The 20,940-nt window shown below is 40.1% G+C and carries 19 protein-coding genes; 16 read left to right on the top strand and 3 right to left on the bottom strand.

The annotated features are described in order from the left end of the window. Window positions 1–377 precede the first annotated feature (377 nt). Both L0U88_RS06080 and istA read right to left on the bottom strand, forming a co-directional pair. Window positions 378–1,124, bottom strand: coding sequence for an ATP-binding protein (locus tag L0U88_RS06080; RefSeq protein WP_234864716.1), 747 nt, complete (start codon window positions 1,122–1,124; stop codon window positions 378–380). A gap of 17 nt (window positions 1,125–1,141) precedes the next feature. Further along, window positions 1,142–2,659, bottom strand: a complete 1,518-nt coding sequence (istA, locus tag L0U88_RS06075; RefSeq protein WP_234864715.1) for an IS21 family transposase — start codon at window positions 2,657–2,659, stop codon at window positions 1,142–1,144. 803 nt (window positions 2,660–3,462) lie between these two features. On the opposite strand from istA, the gene L0U88_RS06070 reads away from it, so the two are divergent. From L0U88_RS06070 to L0U88_RS05995, 16 genes are all read left to right on the top strand, one after another. Continuing rightward, window positions 3,463–3,930 carry a hypothetical protein gene (locus tag L0U88_RS06070; protein ID WP_234864714.1) on the top strand — a complete coding sequence of 156 codons (468 nt, stop codon included), beginning with the start codon at window positions 3,463–3,465 and terminating at the stop codon, window positions 3,928–3,930. Between the two features lie 418 nt (window positions 3,931–4,348). Further along, window positions 4,349–7,081: an RHS repeat domain-containing protein gene (locus L0U88_RS21040; RefSeq protein ID WP_234864713.1), complete on the top strand. Its 2,733-nt coding sequence runs from the start codon at window positions 4,349–4,351 to the stop codon at window positions 7,079–7,081. Continuing rightward, window positions 7,065–7,511, top strand: coding sequence for a hypothetical protein (locus tag L0U88_RS06060; RefSeq protein ID WP_234864712.1), 447 nt, complete (start codon window positions 7,065–7,067; stop codon window positions 7,509–7,511). The genes L0U88_RS21040 and L0U88_RS06060 overlap by 17 nt, the downstream gene beginning before the upstream one ends. A 570-nt stretch (window positions 7,512–8,081) precedes the next feature. Next, entirely contained in the window at window positions 8,082–9,260 is a 1,179-nt protein-coding gene (locus tag L0U88_RS06055) for an IS4 family transposase (RefSeq protein ID WP_353620638.1), read from the top strand. Between the two features lie 686 nt (window positions 9,261–9,946). Then, entirely contained in the window at window positions 9,947–10,669 is a 723-nt protein-coding gene (locus L0U88_RS06050; RefSeq protein WP_234864710.1) for a DUF6994 family protein, read from the top strand. 176 nt (window positions 10,670–10,845) lie between these two features. Beyond that, window positions 10,846–11,190 (top strand): hypothetical protein, encoded by a 345-nt coding sequence (locus tag L0U88_RS06045; RefSeq protein ID WP_234864709.1) that lies wholly within the window; start codon window positions 10,846–10,848, stop codon window positions 11,188–11,190. A gap of 114 nt (window positions 11,191–11,304) precedes the next feature. Next, a complete protein-coding gene (locus tag L0U88_RS06040; RefSeq protein WP_234864708.1) occupies window positions 11,305–11,727 on the top strand; it encodes a hypothetical protein in 423 nt (140 codons plus the stop codon). 24 nt (window positions 11,728–11,751) lie between these two features. Then, window positions 11,752–12,657: a hypothetical protein gene (locus L0U88_RS06035; protein ID WP_234864707.1), complete on the top strand. Its 906-nt coding sequence runs from the start codon at window positions 11,752–11,754 to the stop codon at window positions 12,655–12,657. 237 nt (window positions 12,658–12,894) lie between these two features. After that, window positions 12,895–13,734 (top strand): alpha/beta fold hydrolase, encoded by an 840-nt coding sequence (locus tag L0U88_RS06030; protein ID WP_234864706.1) that lies wholly within the window; start codon window positions 12,895–12,897, stop codon window positions 13,732–13,734. A gap of 182 nt (window positions 13,735–13,916) precedes the next feature. Further along, a complete protein-coding gene (locus tag L0U88_RS06025; RefSeq protein WP_234864705.1) occupies window positions 13,917–14,453 on the top strand; it encodes a hypothetical protein in 537 nt (178 codons plus the stop codon). Continuing rightward, window positions 14,453–15,409 (top strand): nucleotidyl transferase AbiEii/AbiGii toxin family protein, encoded by a 957-nt coding sequence (locus L0U88_RS06020; RefSeq protein ID WP_234864704.1) that lies wholly within the window; start codon window positions 14,453–14,455, stop codon window positions 15,407–15,409. Before L0U88_RS06025 ends, L0U88_RS06020 begins: the two co-directional genes overlap by 1 nt. 13 nt (window positions 15,410–15,422) lie before the next feature. Beyond that, entirely contained in the window at window positions 15,423–16,142 is a 720-nt protein-coding gene (locus L0U88_RS06015) for an SGNH/GDSL hydrolase family protein (RefSeq protein ID WP_234864703.1), read from the top strand. Between the two features lie 51 nt (window positions 16,143–16,193). Continuing rightward, the gene (locus L0U88_RS06010) at window positions 16,194–17,369 is read left to right on the top strand and encodes a threonine aldolase family protein (RefSeq protein ID WP_234864702.1); all 1,176 of its coding nucleotides are present in this window, start codon (window positions 16,194–16,196) and stop codon (window positions 17,367–17,369) included. Window positions 17,370–17,374: 5 nt separating this feature from the next. Then, a complete protein-coding gene (locus L0U88_RS06005) occupies window positions 17,375–18,034 on the top strand; it encodes a hypothetical protein (RefSeq protein WP_234864701.1) in 660 nt (219 codons plus the stop codon). A 31-nt stretch (window positions 18,035–18,065) separates the two neighbouring features. Beyond that, window positions 18,066–18,680 carry a Crp/Fnr family transcriptional regulator gene (locus tag L0U88_RS06000; protein ID WP_234864700.1) on the top strand — a complete coding sequence of 205 codons (615 nt, stop codon included), beginning with the start codon at window positions 18,066–18,068 and terminating at the stop codon, window positions 18,678–18,680. Between the two features lie 93 nt (window positions 18,681–18,773). Then, window positions 18,774–19,544 carry a DUF1080 domain-containing protein gene (locus L0U88_RS05995; RefSeq protein WP_234864699.1) on the top strand — a complete coding sequence of 257 codons (771 nt, stop codon included), beginning with the start codon at window positions 18,774–18,776 and terminating at the stop codon, window positions 19,542–19,544. A 2-nt stretch (window positions 19,545–19,546) separates the two neighbouring features. On the opposite strand, the gene L0U88_RS05990 is transcribed toward L0U88_RS05995, so the two are convergent. After that, window positions 19,547–20,920 carry a Fic family protein gene (locus tag L0U88_RS05990; protein ID WP_234864698.1) on the bottom strand — a complete coding sequence of 458 codons (1,374 nt, stop codon included), beginning with the start codon at window positions 20,918–20,920 and terminating at the stop codon, window positions 19,547–19,549. Window positions 20,921–20,940: the final 20 nt, after the last annotated feature.

Here is a 20,940-nt window from a genome sequence, read left to right as displayed (position 1 = left end):
TATGAAGTATAGTTATAGCATGGGTCCTCTTGGTAGTATAGTTGTAGGTAAATTAAAGGAAAGTAATGTTGGGCGTATCAGTAAAACGGCGTATTTAAAACCGTATGAATACATTTCTTATCCGCTTGACAATAATGCGATCCAGTATGTTTTTCCTGACATAGAAAGGGATACACTTAGGTTTTCTCCGAATTTTAAGAAATTGCAAATTCGGGAGTTCTCTTTTGACCGTATTAAGTAATTACTGTTATTTTCTTCTATTCGTCGTTGTAAATTCCGATGATCTTGACCCCGGTATTCCGGGTGATGTTGACCCCCTTTTTCATAGGGCCTAAAAGTGCAGTAATGTAAAGAGCAGTTGTAGGATTCAAAAGTATTTATCTTAAGCGATACCTTGTTATTTTTTTCTCCTCAGGGAGTCGCCTTTCAATTCTATCCGGTGTGCGTTTGGCTGTCAATCTGTCCATTATGGCATCTGCAATCGTAGGTTCGTTGATATACTCGTGACAGGCGCTTACAGGTAACTGTGAGGTTATCAGTGTTGCATGTTTGCCATGGCGTTCTTCCAGGATCTTCAGCAAAGCGAGCTTTACATCCTGTTGCATGGGTTGTAAACCGAAGTCGTCAAGTATAAGCAATGCCTGGCGTTCCAGGTGGTTCAGCAGTTTAAGATAAGATCCATCCAGTTTGGATAGCGTGATTTTCTCGATGAACCGGTTCATGCTATAGTAGGTTGTTTTCATGCCCATCAGGCATGCCTGGTTACCCAGTGCACAAGCCAGGTAGCTTTTACCACAACCCGTAGCACCTGTAATCAAGATGTTCTCGCCTTGCTTCAGGTACTGTCCTTCCAGTAAGGTGGCCAGTTGTTGCTTGGTTAGGTTTCTGGCTGCGGAGCAGCTGATCTGTTCCGGGATCGCGGGGAGTCTGAGTTTAGCCAGCTTGAGGTAATAGGCGGTTTTCTCCTGCTGCCGAAAGAGTTGTTCACTTTGCAGGAGCTGACCAACCAGTTCATGAGCATCAAGTTGTTGATGGATGGGTAGTTCCAGTTGCTGGCCGTACGTATGTGCCATGCCATGTAAGCGCAGTTCTTTCATTTGTTGCAGTGAAGCGGTTGTATTCATATTTGTTTGATTAAAGCTTATTGATACTGTTGAGCGCCCCGGATATTATCGTGTAGGGGTAAGGGTTGGTCTACGGTTATCCGAACCTGCTTGTCGATACCGGCAGCCAGTATGTTTTTGATCATGGTGTAGGTAACCCTGGAGCCCGTCAGGGCCAGGCTGCAGGCAGCTTCGAGACGCTGCTTACCATAGCGCTTCTCAAACATCAACATCCCGAAGCAGGCTTTGTAGTTCTGTTCCATATAAATGCTGTTGCCCAGCATGCTTTCTGTTACGGCTGCAGTAGCAACTCCGATATGCCGGGCCTTGGTTAGCAACTCTTCTTTGGTCCAGCCTTTTGCAGACTTAGCCTGCTGGTGATTGAGCGGCATGTGTTCTCCGATGGTATGGTATCCGCGACCAGCTACCCGGATGTGCAGTGCAATGCGCTGGTAATCGTGATAGATCTCAACAGTTTGCTGATCGTACCAGACTTTGACTTTGCTACCCACATATTGCCAGGGCACACTGTAATAGAGTCTGTCTTCCCGAAGCTGGATATGATAGTTGCGCTGCACAGTGAGGATCGTACATTTTTTCAGCAGGTAGGGCTTGGAAGGTAACCCGCGCAGCAGCGGACGTTCGTATTGGTCGAACAGCTCTCTTCTACTAAACGAAGAACCTTTGTAGTTGCGCAGGTTCAGTTGATCGAGCTGGATCCGGAAGTAATAATTGATCTCCGACAAAGAAGTAAAACGTTGGTTCCGTAATGGCGCATACACATACTTGTAAACCAGGTTGACGGCTTTTTCTACCATCGCTTTGTCTCTGGGTTTACCGGGTCTGGTGGCAGAGAAGGTAGTACCATAGTGTTCACTAATCTGATAACAGAGATCCGTAAATACAGGTTCGTATCGGTCTGCTTTAGTCACGGCTGTACGCATGTTATCGCAGGTGATGGTTTGTGTTACGCCTTGCAGGTAGCGGAGCAGTTCATTGATGCCATGTAAGAGGTCGGCTGTTTTCTGGTGTTCCAGCGCAATACAGAAAATCAGGCCACTGTAAGGAAGAGTGGCAACAAACACATCACAAGGGATCAGCTCGCCTGTTGTGGTATCAACGTAACTGAATTTTTTGCCGGCAAAGTCAATCATGATCTCTTCACCAGGATTGTACTCCAGGTGCATAACCACGTCCTTTTTGTTCAGGAACCGGTTCAGGTGTTCACAATACTGGCTGTAGGCATATCCATCCGGATGCTGTTCCTTGTACTCGCCCCAGAGCAGTTGCCGCGTAACACCAGGCCGTGTGAGTTCCTTGTCAATACCTACAAAATGGCGAAGCAGGTGTTGCAAGCGGGATGATTGCTGAAGCGCCGTATCCTGGTTATAAAATAAACCGGCCAGTTCTTTATCCGTAGTAGTGCCGGTAGTAGCTTCCGGCATGCGTTTGAGATAGGTTTTTACGGTATTGCGGGCCAGGCCGGTCAATCGTTTTATACTTTTAATGGAGTGACCTTCCTGCTTCAATTTAAGCACTTGTTTGAGCTGTTCCATTGCAATTGGTTTTGCTGCCATCCTTAACGCTGTTTTTTAAGGAGGCAAGTCTACAACTACAACTGCTCTTTTACATCCTTTAGGGGGTCAACTTGTGCCGGAATGACAGTGGATAAAAACAACCATAGGGGTCAAGATCATCCAGAATAAGTTGGCAAACTGATGGGTCAACATCCCAGAATGCCGCCAATCATGTAAAAATCCGGGGGGTCAAGTTGCTCCGGAATGAGGGGGTCAACTTGAATCGGAACAGGGGGGTCAAGATGGTCCGGAATCTACATCTGGGAGAACAAATCCGGACAAAGCATCAATGTAGTTGCTAGCAGAACCGCCCACAGTACAGGCACCAATGCGATGCTGACCCGGAAAAGCCTGGGGGCCATCGGTGCCGCTAAACTTTTAAAGGTAATGAGTGGGGATAAGATACAGGCGAGTGTACAGTTTTACTACACTACAGCAAATACAAATGTCTTAGCCCCCTAAATGACTGGACTGAATTTAAAAATCAGTTAAGTACATTAAATTTAGGGTGTCATGAAAAAACAAGACGTGTTTAGAGCATAGAACAAAAGCTTCAAATTCTCCAAGAAGCTGCCCAAAATGTATAGCCAATTATTTACAAGAAGTAAACAGTAATCATTCGATAATATTAAAGGTTTGAATCAATTTCAAATGTTTCTACAAATCAATATGGATGGGATGGTAAACCAAACTTAAATAATCTGGGTGGTTCTTCGGAACTGCCCTTTTTTATGCCCTGAATTCAATTACTTTAGTCGGACAATAATGTTTAATTAATAAATATGAGAATAGTTAATTGCATAATTCTGCTACTATTTTTTATTGGTTGTATTAATTATTCAACGGAAAAACCTTGCCAGGAAAGCAATGAAGTTTATTTACTAATTAGGGGACCAGGAGAATGTGTACAGAAAATTTCATTTGATTCTCTAGGTTTTGGGATAGCGATGCAAGGTTTAAGTAAAGAATTCTATCAGGATAGCTTTGTCTCTTTCTATGAGATTCTAAAAAAAGACACATTTTCGGTTGATTCAATAAAAGATTTATTGTTTTTGAAAAGTGAAATTAAAAAGTATTCTGTTTCAGATAAAGATGTCGGAGGTTTTATTTATGATGCTCGTAGAGTTCAGCTTTTTATAAATGGAGAATTGAAAGTAGATATATACAATAATAATAGGCATGAAATTGATGAATTATTAAAAATATTCTTTAAATACATTGAATATAATATTAATGAACAATGTGGATGAAAATGCTACTAGTTTGAATAAAAAATGAAGACTTTCAAAAGCATTTTTAAATAGTTTATAATACTCTTACAATATCAGACAGCAGGCTTTGTTATAAAATATTCAATTCTTAAAGAAGCCAAGACGAAAAAACAAAAACGTCTTCAATTTAAACCCGCCTTCAAAGCTAAAGTTGAGTTGCAGGCCAAAAAAGGCCAGTACACCTAGCAGAACCGGCTTAGAAGTAAAAAAGTTAACCAGGTATTTATTTCCAAATGGGAAGCTGAATTCCGTGCCAATTTAGCTGTTATTTTTGAAATGGAAGGGCGGCCATCTGAATCTGATCTTGATACCCAAGAATTATTTGCCCATGACAGCTTATTAAAAGTGATTCAATCAAGTAAGATCTGCATTTTGGTATGATCGCCTGGGACGGCTGGTGATTAGTCAGAATGCCAAGCAGCAACTTGCGGGTAATGTCTATAACTACACCTTATATGATGCATTAGGCAGAATTAGTCAGGTAGGACAGATTACCGGAGGCTCAGCCATGACGGCTGCCATCGCCAAAAATGCTACCAGTCTTCAGAACTGGCTGAATGCTGCAGCCAATAGCAGAAACCAGATAACGCAGACGGTGTATGATTTACCGATGTCTTTATTACCGGAAACCGCTTTAAAACAAAGAAACCTGCGTAACCGGGTTAGCTATACGGAAGTGATCAACCTTGCGACCCAAACCTTGCCGGCATCCGCTACTTACTATTCCTACGATATCCAGGGCAATGTAGATACCATTGTGCAGGACTTTGGGTCACCCAATGGCGTCAAAAATGGCATGAACAATATCCCCTCCGATCCGGGTTATCGTTATAAAAAAATTGCGTATGACTATGATCTTATTAGTGGTAAAGTGAATCAGGTCAGTTACCAACCGGGCAAGCCGGATGCTTATTATCATCGCTATGAGTACGATGCTGAAAACCGGCTGACCCAGGTATATAGTGGCAGAGACAGTATCATGCTGCTTCTTTTCCCAGAGCGGGAGGCAAGTTATGAGTACTATGCCCATGGCCCATTGGCCAGGACTATCCTGGGCAAACTCAATGTGCAGGGGCTGGATCACGCCTACACCTTACAGGGTTGGTTAAAGGGGATAAATCCTGCTATGGGAGGAAGTTTAACCAATGGCACTGATACCACCGAAGCCAAACCAGTAGCGCAAGATGTATTTGAGTTCAGTTTGCATTATTATAAAAGTGATTATAAGGCGATCTGGTTCAATCCCCAGGCAAGTTCGGTATTGAACGCCCTAACAACCTATGCTGCACCACTTTACAATGGAAACATTGCAGCGATGGCAGTAAATATTCCCATCTTAGGTACAACCAAGGTGTATAATTACAAGTATGATCAATTGAACCGATTGGTCATAATGGATATGTTCAACGGGCTGAATCCGGTAGCTGGCAGTTTTACGGCCTCCATTAGCACGGACTACAGGGAGCGGATTAGTTATGATCCAAATGGGAATATTCTGACCTACCAGCGGAATGCAGATGCTACAAGATCCGGCATGGATAATTTGACCTACTCATACAAGCCGAATACCAATCAGGTGCATAAGGTAGTTGATATCACAGCTGATGCTAATGCTGCCAATTATCCCAAGTATAATGATATCCGGACAGGCCAATTAGATAACAACTATGTGTACGATGCCATTGGCAACCTGATTCAGGATGTGAAGGATACCATTACTAATATCACCTGGAATGTCTATGGCAAAATTGAAAGTATTACCCAAAATGCCAAGGTGATCCGTTACACGTATGATGCATCCGGCAATCGCATCATCAAGGCCACTACTGCTGATACCACTTATTATGTTCGGGATGCATCCGGAAATGTGTTGAGTGTGTACCGCAAGCCTGCAGCCGGACAAATCAACCAGGAAGAAGTACATCTATACGGTAGCAACCGGTTGGGTATTGTAACCCGGCATCTGGTGCCGGATTCCAGTTTTGCCCTGGCGAATTCGTTTGGTAAAATTTATAGTTATAAATTTACGAGAGGCGAGAAGCTCTTTGAATTAAGCAACCATCTGGGTAATGTACTGGTCACCCTATCCGATCGGGTGCAGCAGGTAAAAGTAACCAGCGATACCGTACGGCATTACCTGGCAGACATCCGCAGCGCCAATGATTACTATCCTTTTGGTATGTTGATGCCAGGTAGGAAGTTTAATGCGGGTAGTTTTAGGTATGGGTTTAATGGGAAGGAGAATGACAATGAGGTGAAGGGAACAGGAAATCAGCAGGATTATGGAATGCGGGTCTATGATCCAAGGTTGGGAAGGTTTTTGAGCATTGATCCTATTACAAAATCATATCCTGAATTGACACCGTATCAATTTGCAAGTAACAATCCGATTTTCAATATTGATATTGATGGCTTGGAAGGAATGGGTTCACCGATGGTTGGTGTATGGAGTCCTTCTACCAGAAAATATATGATCCAAGGTGATGTGAATGATGATATGGTTGTTGATGCATCGGAACGAGAAGCTTGGAATAAAGCTATGGGTGTTTGGTTAATTGCTGGAGGAGCAGTATTAACTGGTGGAAGGGCCGCGCCATTGTTAAGGCCATTATTTTGGAGTGCAGTTGCGAATCCAGAAACTGCAGGAACTATTGGTTTTACAATCTTTTCCGCCGCTACAGGTTATGATGGGCCTGATATTCCGGGTACTTTTGGCGATGATGCCGCACGATCATTACGAGGTGTATTTAAATCGCCGATTTCTCCGCTTGGATGGATGAAGAAGGCTGGTTCCCAGACCGTAAAATTCATAAAAGGTTCGGTAGGTGAAAAGACTGCTGTGATCGGACAAGGAATGGATATGGTCAAAAAGATTGCTGAAGGGTTGAATAATCCGGAGGTTTTTAAGCCATCAAGAGAAGCAGTTGATGCTTGGAATAGTTTGCTAAATGATTATAAGGGAAAAATAATACCTGACGAAATAGTAAAGAAGACTTCCTTGTTTAAGGAAAATGTTGACTGGATTGAGGGGGTTAAAAAAGCAGGTCATAATATAATTGATGCTGGCGGAGCAAATACAAGTACATTTTATAACATGGAGAAATTAGCTGTATATGGAGAACAAAAGTGAGATTCAAGATGTGACTGGATTAATAGTTAATGAGTTTAGGTTTTTGGAAGACCTTGGATATAGCTCATTTATTAACTATCCGGTTGACGAAAATTTTTTAGAGTATGTCAAAGTGGAATATAAGAATTTGCAGAAGAATCGTAATGTAAGTATAAGTTACACTAAGGGTAAAGTATTTGATGATATAAAAAGATCATTTCAGTTGTGCATAGTCAAATTGCCTTATCAGGATCCAAGGACAGATTTTTTCAGCCAAAGTATATTCATGGAGTCGCTCGGTAAAGGCCTGAAAGCATCAATGGTAAATGAATTTTCAAAAGAAAAGGCCCAACTGATTATAGGGGAAATTTCGAAATCTTTAAGGACGTACTCATTAGATATTATTAAGGGTGAGGCGTGGGAAGAAGGATACTATCCTCGTTGGAATTAGTAAGTATTATTTGTTAAAACGCTTCCGGAAGGAGGTTTTTTTTATAGGGTAGTAATATTTTTGTGGAAGAAGTCTTTGGATTTTTTCTTGGTGAGCATGGTAGTAAGTGGATGTTGATTTTGTTCACGATGAATGGCGAAATTGTTTAGGTAAATTAATGGTTGAATTTACCCGGGAAATTAATGATCAGTTTTGCATGGAGAATAGTGATTAGGTTAAGCGGAATATGCAGAATAGCCACACTAAAGGCATCCTGTATGTCCGGATACCGTAAACTATATGCAATATTGGTTTTGCAAGGATTTTGTCATCAATGATCGCCACATTGTTGCCATGACGGAAGAGGATTTACGCAACTTGTTTGTGCGTTAAGATATCTTCCTGTATATTCCTCCAAGCTTGACCACTTTATTCCGGGGCAAATTGAACACTAAAAGTTAGTGCCATTTTAGTACTTTTTAAGTTAGTTTGGTTTTCCTGAAAGATGCAAAATAGGATCTGAATTCGCCTCGTTCATATCACCAACAATTATGAATTGGCTTTGGAAATCGGTAATCAATTTAAACCAGAATCAATTTATCAATTATTTGCGGAACTCAGTGGTCAGTTTATCCGGAATTTCCAGCCAACCGCAAACACAAAGCTAACCGATACTATAAAACCCTGTCGTTCCGGGTCCACCTGGTGAGTATGCTCTTCGGGGTATTCAGCTACTGTAACGGGCTACGGGAGCTGTGTGAAGGGCTGCTAGCCTGTGAAGGTAAGCTCTCCCATTTAGGACTGGATAAGGCGCCAGCACGCAGTACTTTATCCGATGCCAACAGCAATCGCCACTATCAGGTCTTTGAAACGATTTACTACGGATTGCTCAGGCAGTACCATAGCTTTATCTCGGACAGCCGGTTAAAAGGATTGAGTATCAGAAATTTGAAAGTAATAGACAGTACTACAATTCAATTATTCAGTGAAATCCTTCGAGGTGTGGGCCGCAACCGGCTGGATGGTGCCCGAAAAAAAGGAGGTATCAAAGTACATGCGCTCATGGATGCCTTCAGTGGGGTAACCGAGTTTATCCGGATTACAGAAGCCCGGGAGCATGACCGCAAGTTCCTCTACCACCTAAAACTGGTGCCCAACAGTTGGATTGTTTTTGATAAAGCGTACACTACCTACAACCAGTTCGCCAAATGGGCGGATCAGAAAATCTGGTTTGTAACCCGCGAGCGTGGCAATGCTGATTTTCATGTAACCAAGGTACTGGTGGATAAAACCCGGCAGCGAAAATCGAAGGGTGTATTAAAAGAACAACTGGTAACAGTGGGCGTAAAACAAAATGGCACTGTTGTTCAACGACTGAAGTTACGTAGGATAACCTATCTCTCTGAAGAAGGTAAAACCTATGTTTTCATCACCAATAATATTACGCTGCCGGCCACACAGATCGCAACGATTTACAAGAATCGCTGGATGATTGAATTACTGTTTAAGCAAATCAAGCAAAACTTTCCGTTGCGCTACTTCTGGGGTGAAAGCCCAAACGCAATTAAGATCCAGGTGTATTGTGTGCTGATCGCACAACTATTGATGGTGGTTATCCGGAAAAAAGCAGCTACAAAAAAATCCTTTGCGAATATGATAACCGTCATCCGGCTGCATTTAACCAGCTATGTGAATCTGCTGGAGTTCATAAAAGACACCTACAAAGCTTGGAGAAAAACACACAATGCATCTTTTGCATTTACTACCTGACGGATACCCGGGGTACTACCCCTGAAAATGAAACAAGCAAATAATCAACTGAAACCAACGCTGGATCTACATTACAGCGCAGGAATTGCTGTTTTTAACCGGACAAGAATGCTTAAAAAAATATTTAAAATTGATTGGGAATATGACTAGATAGCCAAACTATTCTTATCTTTTATTCGTTATTTAGCTTCAATTTCAGCTGAAAATAGCATTGTGGAATGTATTGACCCTTTTAAAGTGGATGCTGATAAATTGTTAAAAGTCCTTACAAAAAAAATAATGGACAAATAGACTAAGGTGAGGAAGGCTACTCTTTTGCTTTTATAAATATTTCAGTTGGAGTTTGGAGAGATGTAACTCCAGAAGACGTAGAAGAAAGTATCGCTGAATCGAAAGCGAACAATGAGTATGAAGAGAATAAACAATGGCTTGAGGAAGATTTGATTAAAGCTAATAACTTCTGGACTATAGGTATTGGAATCGAAAACTACTATATCTAACATTTCCGACAATGCCCATCCTCCAACAACTGCATTAGTATATTCAATCAACCATTTATAAAGGATCAACTTTGGTTACAGGAAACATAGAATAAATGCCGTGCCTTGGCCAATACACGTATGGTAGTGGCAAACTTGAGTACCGTCACTACAATTATAAATTAGCCTGAACCCCATTTTTTACAAATGACAATATTAGATATAGATTATGACTTTCGACTAGATAGCAAATGTGGGGATCCTGATACTGACAGCCCAAAACTATACGAAGCACACAAACTACTATGGGGCAAAGATTTGCCAAACGGAAAAACCTTTTCGTTAGAAATTATTAGTAAAAGTTATAGAAGGTTGCTAATAAAAAATAATTTGTGTATGAATTTGTCAAGTGACAGGATGTGTCCGCATTATGATGGAAAATATCGCAATAAGTTTGTCGGGGCGCTATCAGATTTGGAACGGGATGAACTAAAATATAAAGTACGAACAGTTGGTGGACATATTCTATTCCCTGCCCATAATAAAAATGGCTTCACAATTAATCAAGCCAGAGGTATAAACAGATTAATTTGTGACAGGTTTGATTTGACCTTGGAATGTATTAGACGTTTTTACCAAGGTGAAGAAAGTCCACTTTCTAAGACCTTAACAAACTACAAAGACTTTTTTGACTTGTTTATTGACTTCAACGGTTATATTGATTTCTTTCATTTACAAGACTTTATTAACCCAAAAAAGCAAGTTGAGTTTTCGTTACCATTTGACAATTTTATTAGGTCACCATTACCTCTGACTACTGACGAGTATAAGCATTATAAAGATCATACATTAGAATTAATGAATATGAGAAACAGGAGGATTTTAGAAAGTTTGTATAAACCAACGCAAGTGGACCATAAGCAATTTTAAAGTGACTAATAGTGCATAGAGCCAGCCACCAATAAAAGCATTTGTAGTAGTGTATCGACCCCTTAATTCTTGGACAAGTTGGGTTTAAAATTTGAGACTAAATTGGTGCATTTTACTATTATTAACCCAATTGTAGCTGATATCCATCAGAGAATTAGCTAGTTTCCTTATTGGTTATGAAAAATATACTTGTATTAATACTATTATGTTTTTTACAATTAACTACTTGTAGATTCAATTGTAAATCTTATCTGGACAAGAATATAAGACCATTAATAATATCAGGAAAATTGGTTGGTAAACAAAAGGAAAATATTGGATGTTTTGGACTTTTAGTTATTAGGCAGGATAAAAAATTGGATACACTGAAAAATATATGTTACTGTGTTCCAGAAAATGAGGCATTATGGAAGTATGTACAATTGGGAGATAGTGTATTTAAAGATTCAAATAGTTTAACAGTAAATGTTTATCGAAATGATTCTATTGCAACCTTTGATTATCCTTGTTGTAGTCAATAAGAATATTTATTTATAAAATTGAAGGATTATGAACATTTATAATTTAAAGAATATTTCAATTTTCGTTTATAAAAGAGCTCCCGAGTAGCTTATTGTAAATATTATTTATTGAATTTGAGAGATTTAAACAAATTGACTAAAAGTATAGTTGCCATATTAACTATTTTAATTCTTTGGTCAAATCCAGTTATCGCACAAGTAGGGATAATTGAAGAGGAAGTTGAACTCGCAATAATAGTTGGCAATAAGGACTTTGGTTTATTAGTTAAAAAACGATTCAAAGATTCAATTCCGGGATTAGATACAATGATGTTCCGAATGAAAATTAGTAGAAAGGGGAAGGTTAGAGATTTGCAATATTTAAAAAATTATTATGCTCCTTCAATTTCAAAAAATGATCTCATTCGGATTTCTGATTTTGCAAAAGATTCTATTTCATGGGAGCCAGCTATAGTTAAAGTTAAGAATAGATGGAAAAAAGTGAGTTCATGGGTATTTGTTTATGTTAATCCGGAATTAATTGATAGATTAGAATAGACAGAATACTGATAATATTATTTCATGAAAATATGCCGGAAATATGTATTGGTGTGGTTGGTTTTTATTTTGTCTGCAAATTTGTATGCCACTACGAATACAGATTCTTTGTATAGAATAGTAGGGATTCAAACAAGAGGCGACTATTATGTCATACGGGCGCAGAGAAATGATTCTTTATTTAAGATTGTTTCAAGAGTAGTTACTTTAGATAGTAATTCTAACCTGGAGCTTATTAGAAAGGGAAACAAGTATAAATTTATTTGGGGTATAATGGATATGGATACATCTGCTAATGTTGAACCATTAGTTGGAATCTCAAATTATTTACATGTTAAGAAAAGTAGGTACTGGGGTGACAGTAAAATAAAATTTACAAAACGCTTTCACTATCGTTTATACAATACTAGAAATCTTATTGGATTTTATTATGTTCCATCTGCTTTTATTTATTGTAGAGAAAATTATTTAAACAGAGTTTTAGATAGCGATAGCAATAATCGTTATTTTGTTGTCATAAAGGCTAAAATAAATGAGGTCGAAAAAGAGATAGTCGTTCTTAATAAGAGTTTGCTTGATATCATGAAGTTAAAAGATCCAAAATTTAAGGATAAAGAAGTTTACAAGAACTATTTAAAGCAAATGATTCTTGCTAATAAATCCCTTTCTTTTACAGACTCGGAGTATAAAAAAATGGATGCTGGAACAATTATTTCTGATAGTATTTTATTAGATTCTATACAATTACAGAACGGTGTTTTTTTGAATAACTATTTTTATGTTTCTGAAAAGTATAATTATGCCGTATTAAAACATAATGTTCAGCAATACAAGATTGGAGCTATAATGAAATTGATGTTCGAATCAAATTACTTAATGTCTATGGTTGAAGGAAGACTTACTATTGAGGATCTCAAATATTGTAGATAATAAATGCAGTTATTTATGGTTCTATATTTCTTGAATCTGCTAAAGAGTATATGGTGAATTTAAATATTTTAGGTCTACTATTATATATACTATATGACAAATTGGCTTTATAAATTTTGGAATAAACTTCACCCTCTTTTTAAATTGTTGTTGATTTTGTTGTTATTGTATTTGGGGACTGTATTTGTTTTTTATCTGGCATTAAAAATTGCAGGTTTTCATAATAAGTATGATTGAATGATTCGGTTATTAATTTTCTTCTTATTCCTATCTTTCGGACTATCTGTAAGTTCCCAGGTGATTAACTATGGAAACAATCCTCAGGCAGGTAAATACCTGCTTGTAGAGGACGCTACTTTGTATTATGAGGTGTATGGTACTGGCAAACCTTTACTATTATTACATGGTGATACGTTTGGTTATATCACTGAATTTGAACAATACATTCCCATTTTAGCCAAAGAGTTCAAAGTTATTATTCCTGCCATGCGCGGTCATGGTAAGTCAGAAATTGGAACAAAGAAGTATTCCTATAAATTATTTGCCCAGGATGTATTGGCTATTCTACATAAGGAAGAGATAGATAAGATTGCAATCATGGGTTTCAGCGCAGGCGCTACTACTGCCTGCTATCTGGCAGCTTATTATCCGGAAAGTATTAAAAAGGCGGTTGTTCTGGCTGGGGCAATTGATACATCTAGCTATAAGCCAGGTATACTAAATGATTTAAAAAGTAAGACAGGTGATGCATATGAGCAGATGCTTCCTGAATTGGTAAAGGATCGTAAGAAATTGATGCCTAAACCTAATAGCTTCAATGAGCTGATCCAAAAGCTGAAAGAGGCCTGGTTACAACCTGTATATGTTGAAGAGGTAAAGTTGAAAGAGGTCAAATGTCCGGTTCTGATAGTCGGAGGGGATCGGGACGAATATATGGCAGTAGAAAATTTTGATCGAATCCACCAACTGATTCCGACTTCCCAGTTGGCCATCCTACCGAATTGTAACCATATTGGATTGTTGTTTTATCCGGAGATGGTTAAGTTGATAGTGCTTCCTTTTCTACTAAATGATTAGAATATTAGATTCTGTAAAATATTCTGTAAATAATGGATAATCAGTCATATGTGGTCTTTAACTGCATGAAACATCATTAAGATTTCATTTAAATAAGTTTATTTTTATTAATTTGTGTTACTAAGATTTAACATCCATTGGCACAAAGAGAACAACTAAGGAAAAAGCTAACACCCGGAAAGGTGTACCGACGAGAGGACCTGGAACGGTATTCAGCTGCTGTTGACCGTGATCTTAGCAATCTGGTTAAGGAAGGTGTGTTGCATAAAGCAGCGCGGGGTGTTTATTATGTTCCTCGTCAAACAGCTTTCGGACCAGCGCCCCCTGAGGATAAGGAATTGGTTCGTGGCTTTTTGAAAGACAATCGTTTCCTGCTTACCTCACCAAATGCATATAACAGCCTGGGTGTGGGTACTTCGCAGCTTTATAACCTACCAGTTGTTTATAATCACAAGCGTCATGGTGATTTTAAGCTTGGAAACAGGACTTATAGTTTCCGGGTAAAACCTCATTTTCCAAAGCAAGTAACGGAGGAGTTCCTGCTTGTTGATCTGATTAATAACCTGAATCAGCTGGCTGAAAATGGGGAAGAGATATCAATCAGGGCTGCAGAAAAAGCGAAAGAGATGGATGGTCCAAAATTGAGAGCTGCAGTAAAGAAGTATGGTAATGTACGAACTCAAAAACTGTTTTCAACCTACTTGGAAAAAAATTGCTGATGTCTTCTATATTCCTGCACCAGCATCCGCAGTTTGGAGAGTTATTAGCCATCGTTGCTGAAGCGAAAGGAATACTACCTGTTTTGGTGGAGAAAGATTATTGGATCATGCATGTATTGTACGGCCTAAAGAAGCAGGGATTTCAGTTTGAGCTTAAAGGCGGCACTTCTCTATCAAAAGGTTTTGGCATTATTCAACGGTTTTCAGAAGACATCGATATTCATATACACCCACCTGTAGAGCTGGGAGTTGAGATAAACCCAAAGAAAACTAAAGCGCATCATATTCTTTCCCGGAAAGGTTTTTATGATTGGCTGGCCGATAACCTGAAAATTGAAGGAATTGAAAAATCAGCGCGTGATACCGCATTTGATGATGAAGATGCTTATCGAAGTGGTGGAATACGCCTTCTCTACAAGTCCATTTCAGAAACAATCACAGGACTGAAATCCGGAATATTATTAGAGGCTGGCTTTGATACAGTCACTCCAAATAAAGAAGTTGCTATTTCGTCCTGGGTACTGGACTTTGCTTTAGAAAAAGAAGTGTCAGGAATCATCAATAACAAGGCCTTAGCGATAGCCTGTTATCATCCGGGTTACACTTTTGTGGAAAAACTGCAAACCATTGCAACTAAATTACGCAAGGAACAGGAAGGTGCTGCAAAGCAGTTAAACTACATGCGGCAGTATTATGATATTTATTGCCTGCTTAATCACCCCGAAGTACAAAATTTTCTTGGCACTCCGGAATATGAGGCGCACAAGCTAAAGCGTTTTCCAAAAGTAGATTTGCAAATTCCCTTATTTGAAAATGAAGCTTTTTTATTGTCTGATGCCGGGATTCGTGCAGATTTTAAAAAACGGTATGAGTCTACAAAGAGTCTTTATTATGAAGGTCAACCCTCTTTTGAGGAAGTTATAAATCGGATCAGGATGAATTTAAAGAAACTGTAAACAGCGACTAATTATGAGAATTACTGCCTTTCTATTGCTTTTTTTATTGCCAGTTATGTTGATTGCTCAACCAAAGTCAGCTTCCCTTCCTGGTTTGGCTGTTTACCTGGAACCCTTAAAGAAAGAACTTATAAAGGAGTGGCCTAATAACCGCACTATTAATCTGGTTTTCCATGGTCATAGTGTTCCATCCGGGTATTTTAAAACGCCGGTTGTTAATACGATGGATGCATATCCCTATCAGGTGCTGCGGTTATTAAAGGAGAAATATCCCTATGCAGTAATTAATGTGATCAATACCGCCATAGGTGGGGAAAATGCTGAGAGTGGACAAAAGCGTTTTGAGACTGACGTACTCTGCCATAAACCAGATATATTGTTTATCGATTATGCTCTAAATGATCGGGGACTCGGACTGGAAGCAGCGAAAACCGCCTGGGAGAAAATGATTGCAGAGGCCCGAAAAAGAGGGATAAAAATTTTCCTGTTGACACCCTCCCCGGACCTTTCGGTTGATCTATTGGATTCGAATTCTGATTTGGAACAACATGCTAAACAGATTAGATCACTTGCGAATAAATACCAACTCGGCCTGGTTGACAGCTATGCGCAATTCCGGGCTATTAAAGTTGCCGGGGGCAAAATCGAGGATTATATGTCGCAGATCAATCATCCGAATGCAAAAGGCCATGCTGTAATTGCGAAAGAAATTCTGAAGTATTTTATTGATTGATAGGAACCTGGCGTGTTCAACAAGAATCATTGAATTTGTTTAAATTCACTGATGAGTAACACCAGGCGTTCTTTTCTGAAAACATCCGGACTCGGCTTAGTGCCAGCACTGTTTCCTGGCTTGCCTGCTATGGCCGGAGATTTCAATTCGGATAATTTTGATCCGTCTAACAGGTTTGTCAAATTTTATGGCGATGGCGAGCTTTTCGAACCAAAGGAGTATCTGGAAATCCTGGGCCAGCTGGAGGTGAAGGGTTTGATTGAAAAAGATCGCTATGGAACAGGTGGTTCGGTAGAAGCCCTGGAGAAAGAAATGGCGCGACGTACCGGAAAAGAAAAAGCGATCTTTTTGCCTAGTGGTACCATGGCCAATCAGCTGGCCATCTCCCTGCTCAGCCAGCAACGATCCAAAGTATTTGTGCAGGATCTTAGTCATGTCTACCGCGATGAAGCAGATGCTGCACAAACTGTTTTTGGTAAACGGCTGGTACCCCTGGGCATGAATGCCTCCCATTTTACAGCTAAGGAGTTGATCGCAGCTGTTAATGACCTGCCTAAACAGGAAGTGTTTGATGCCGGTATCGGTGCTGTTTCCATTGAGCATCCTGTTAGAAGAGCAGATGGCCGGATGGTGCCCATGGAGGAAATAAAAGCCATCAGTGCCTTCTGCAAATCGCGACAAATTCCCCTGCACCTGGATGGTGCCCGCCTCTTCATGGCATCTGCGTGGTCCGGTACTTCCATCCAGGCTTATTCCCAGTATTTCGATACTGTTTATATCTCACTTTATAAATACCTGGGTGCCGCGGCTGGTGCAGTGCTTTGCGGTCCGGCTGCTCTTATCAACCAGGTACCTCATCTGATTAAAGTACATGGTGGTGCGATGTATGGTAACTGGACCAATGCTGCTATGGCACTGCATCGCCTGGAAGGTTTTGAAAATCGGTTAGAGAAATCTATCCAGGTTTTTAATGCTTTTAAGGCAGGGGTTGAGCAAATTAAGGGGGTACAGATCACTGCGTATCCTGATGGTACCAATATATATTTACTTACCCTGCCTGCGGGCACTGATGGCGCGGCCTTTCAAAAGAAAATGCGGGAGCGCCATAAGATAGTCCTGGGAAGACCTGATGCTGCGGGTAAAGTACAACTGACAGTGAATGAAACTTTATTATACAGGAGTACAGAAGAGCTCATTTCAGCGTTTAAGGATGGATTGAAAGTCTAGGTGATATGAAGCATTTATTCTCCATATCATTTTTTCTGCTGGTTGTTCTGTCAGCTTCCTCCCAACCTTACAGGAGTACCCTGGATGCTGCATTGGATAAGCTCCGGCAATCGAATATTGATTCAATTATTTGTTATACCCCTTTTCAACCGGGTTATAAACCCTTTGATACTGCTCAGTATGAAATTCAGTATTCATTTTATTTGTTCTGGAAAAAGGAGAAGGATGTTTTTATTACGAAAGCAGCTTATTGCTTTGGTACCAATGGGAGATTGGGTTTTGATACTGTCTTTAATAGTGTTTTGAGTCCTGATCAGGAAATATACAAGGAGATCGTGAATAACCTGGAGCTCCTGAAGTATCAAAAAGTAAAGCCACCTTTAGTGAAATACAATACCGGATTAAGAGATACTATTGCTGAAATTAGATCCTCTCATCCCGGTTATACAGAGATACGGTTTGTTTGGGGTACCAATGAAATCGATAATTGGTATACGTATGATCACATTGATGATTTTCATATTCGCGATATGGACGGAAACATAAAGATTTTTCAGGAGAATGTTAATTACGAGTATAATATTCCCACCTTCGTTCATAAGATGACTCAAAAGATTGCCGGTTTAATTGATTTACTGGAGAGCAAAAAGGCATTTGAGGATTAAGCTACATGCAATTTATGTTTAATTTCAGCCAATGAGTAAGGAAGAGCAGTTACAGACCAGTTTTGAGGTATTACTTGCCTACTTCAACGAGTTGATTCCTCTCGATACAGAAGAGGAAATACTGGTAACATCTTTATTCAAATCCAGGCTTTACCGGAAAAGGCAATATCTATTACAGGAGGGTGATATATGCACACAGTTTTATTTTGTGGTTCGGGGCTGCTTACGGATGTATAAGATTGACGAAAAAGGAACTATTCATATCCTTCAATTTGCCACCGAAAATTACTGGATAAATGACCTGGGAAGTTTTCACGGTATGAAACCTTCCGATTTAGCTATTGATGCGTTGGAGGATACAATAGTATTACAAATAAGCCGGGATGATTTGATCTCCCTTTACCTGCAGGCTCCAAAATTTGACCGGATCTTCCGGGTCCTGCTGGAGAATAGCTTTGTTCGGTTGCAGGCCCGACTGCTCCAAAATATCAGCTCAACCGCAGAGGACCGGTACCAGTCTTTTCTGGACTTGTACCCTCACTTAATTAACCGGCTTTCCCAGGTCCAAATTGCCGCCTATTTAGGTATCACTCCGGAGTTTTTAAGCAGGTTACGTAATAAGCGCAGCAAGACTTCCCGCCAATAAACCCTTAAACCAGATCAAGGTTATTTCTTAAACAGGATCATTGGTACGATGCCTGCCAATGACAGAGATTTGTATTCTAAAATCTCGGTTATTATGGAACGTACGAAATATGCTGGATTACTGTTTTCGATTTTGATCAGCTCGCTTGGTGCAGTTGCCCAGTCGAAGGCTAACTATAAAAGCTTGCATCTTGGTAAACATCAATTTGAATTACATAATGTAACAGGAGTAATTACAAACTTTCAGGGTAAAGAAGTGCTGAAAATTGAAAGGGATTTAGTTTCCTTACCTTTTGACAGTACTAATATTGAAGCAACAGTGGATGAAGCGCATTATGCAAAGCTGGTGGGCCTGGAGGATTTTGAAAATGGAACCATTGTGGTGGAAATGTATAGTCAATTGCAGAACCCGGCACCTTATTCCGGAGTTGCAGGGTTTATTGGTATATATTTCAACATTCAGCCAGTCGATACAGCCTTTGAGGGGATTTATGTCAGACCGAAGGTTGGTAGAAGCAACAATCAGCTTTTCCGAAACCATGCGGTACAATACATTTCGTATCCCCATTACAAATTTGATACCCTGAGAAAAATTGCACCATTTAAATATGAGGGATCTGCCCCGGTTGCCCTCAATGAGTGGATCAGAATGCGTATTGAAGTGAATGGTGAAATAGCCGAACTATTCATCAATGATGCAAAGTATTCCAGTTTCATCGTTGATAAGCGCCTAAGCAACAACAAAAAAGGTTCGATCGGATTGTATGTTGATATAGGCACAATTGGGTATTTCAGAAATTTAAAAGTGACTAAGAGAGCGTTGAAGGTAAAAACGGTAGTAGGAGAAAATGTAAATAAGATTTAAGTTCAATCCCATACTTCCCGCCAGTTTTTAAATTGTAAGGGCGTTACAAAATAGCGGGCGAAGTTTCCTTCATGAAGACTGATCAGTTCCGTTTCAACAGTGTACACATATTTTTCCTGGTCAGCTTTCGGAAGGCTGCGTGAGCGGACTTTGATCAGTTGGATGGCTTCTTCCTTTTTATGAGGTTTTGTAATGATTTCAGCTATGATAGCGCGAATACTATCCCGATACTTCATCCGGAAGGGATCAGGCTCTCCCAGTGTCTGACGTTGCGCAGCATATTGTTTGGCAGATCGCTCATAGGCCCACAGAAAGAGATCCTTTAAGAGATCTACCCGGTTTAATTCATATACCCCCAGCAATCCATTGATGTATAATTGATCTGGCACTTCCACGAAGGAGAGGGGTGCCAGATTTTTTTTATTTAATGGAATATTGGCTACCAATCTGGATACCCGCTTATTGACATCTTCAAAGGGTTGCAGGTAGGGGAGTTGAACCATCACAAAAAATGCCTGTTCAAACGGATCCTCAATGGAAGCAACTTTCTCAAGAAACAATTCAAACATTTCTTCTACCAACTGTGGTGTACCGGATGGCGTGTAAACAGATCCTGCTATGCCGACACTGTGTTTTCTAAGGGCTCCCGATGAAGAAGGATTTGGTAAAAGGTTGTTGGACAACAATGCATGCAGACTTAGAATCGTATAGTGGTTAAAACCAATTTCGGGTGAATCAGCGACCAAAAATTCAATTGCATCCTTGTGATTCAGGAGCATCTGTGCTTCTGCTGCCGATTTTTCTCCTGCTAACATACCCTTATCCAATAAGCGTTGTGTTTCCAGGAGGGAATAGGTATTGCCTTCCAGTCTGCTGGAATTCCACGAAAGGTCTATAAGCAGTCGCTCCAGTATCTGCCGGGCATAGGTGCCGGCAGCTGCACTCATTTGGGAAGTAATGCCAAGTCCAGCTAGTTTTTCTTTTTCTTCTGTTGTTAAATAGCTGCTCCTGTTCGGCTCATAGCTTTCCAGAAATTTTCTATTATAACCAACAGATGTACGTTTTGCGGCTGGTTGCATAATGAGGCGCAGAATCTCTTTACTGGTTTTGGATAGCGGTATGATATCCGATTCAGCAAATTCCGGTTCTTCAACTACAGAGTTGGCAGGGAGTTTATACCGCACGGCTCTGCTCTTTCCAAAGCTTTCTATATCTCCGTTGAGTAGTAATTCTTTCAGGCGTCTTTGAAGCGTGCGGCGGTCGGGAGGATTGGTTAGTCTGGCTTCAAGGACTTCAATAGACAGCCCTTCTGCCTCCCCGATTAGGGCATGCAGGATTTGCTGAAAATCCTTCCTGATTTGTTCCGAACTAGCCATTGTCGCGCTTCTTGTATTGC

Source organism: Flavihumibacter fluminis, from assembly GCF_021491375.1.
Classification (GTDB): domain Bacteria; phylum Bacteroidota; class Bacteroidia; order Chitinophagales; family Chitinophagaceae; genus Flavihumibacter; species Flavihumibacter fluminis.
This window is presented reverse-complemented; position numbering and strand designations above follow the sequence as displayed.

What these genes read in the sequence shown, in the direction of transcription:
- L0U88_RS05990 (WP_234864698.1), bottom strand. Translation starts at nt 20,920, where the DNA reads ATGGCTAGTTCGGAACAAATCAGGAAGGATTTTCAGCAAATCCTGCAT.
- L0U88_RS06030 (WP_234864706.1), top strand. Translation starts at nt 12,895, where the DNA reads ATGATTCGGTTATTAATTTTCTTCTTATTCCTATCTTTCGGACTATCT.
- L0U88_RS06050 (WP_234864710.1), top strand. Translation starts at nt 9,947, where the DNA reads ATGACAATATTAGATATAGATTATGACTTTCGACTAGATAGCAAATGT.
- L0U88_RS06080 (WP_234864716.1), bottom strand. Translation starts at nt 1,124, where the DNA reads ATGAATACAACCGCTTCACTGCAACAAATGAAAGAACTGCGCTTACAT.
- istA (WP_234864715.1), bottom strand. Translation starts at nt 2,659, where the DNA reads ATGGAACAGCTCAAACAAGTGCTTAAATTGAAGCAGGAAGGTCACTCC.
- L0U88_RS06060 (WP_234864712.1), top strand. Translation starts at nt 7,065, where the DNA reads ATGGAGAACAAAAGTGAGATTCAAGATGTGACTGGATTAATAGTTAAT.
- L0U88_RS06010 (WP_234864702.1), top strand. Translation starts at nt 16,194, where the DNA reads ATGAGTAACACCAGGCGTTCTTTTCTGAAAACATCCGGACTCGGCTTA.
- L0U88_RS06070 (WP_234864714.1), top strand. Translation starts at nt 3,463, where the DNA reads ATGAGAATAGTTAATTGCATAATTCTGCTACTATTTTTTATTGGTTGT.
- L0U88_RS06005 (WP_234864701.1), top strand. Translation starts at nt 17,375, where the DNA reads ATGAAGCATTTATTCTCCATATCATTTTTTCTGCTGGTTGTTCTGTCA.
- L0U88_RS06000 (WP_234864700.1), top strand. Translation starts at nt 18,066, where the DNA reads ATGAGTAAGGAAGAGCAGTTACAGACCAGTTTTGAGGTATTACTTGCC.
- L0U88_RS06045 (WP_234864709.1), top strand. Translation starts at nt 10,846, where the DNA reads ATGAAAAATATACTTGTATTAATACTATTATGTTTTTTACAATTAACT.
- L0U88_RS05995 (WP_234864699.1), top strand. Translation starts at nt 18,774, where the DNA reads ATGGAACGTACGAAATATGCTGGATTACTGTTTTCGATTTTGATCAGC.
- L0U88_RS06035 (WP_234864707.1), top strand. Translation starts at nt 11,752, where the DNA reads ATGAAAATATGCCGGAAATATGTATTGGTGTGGTTGGTTTTTATTTTG.
- L0U88_RS06015 (WP_234864703.1), top strand. Translation starts at nt 15,423, where the DNA reads ATGAGAATTACTGCCTTTCTATTGCTTTTTTTATTGCCAGTTATGTTG.
- L0U88_RS06020 (WP_234864704.1), top strand. Translation starts at nt 14,453, where the DNA reads ATGTCTTCTATATTCCTGCACCAGCATCCGCAGTTTGGAGAGTTATTA.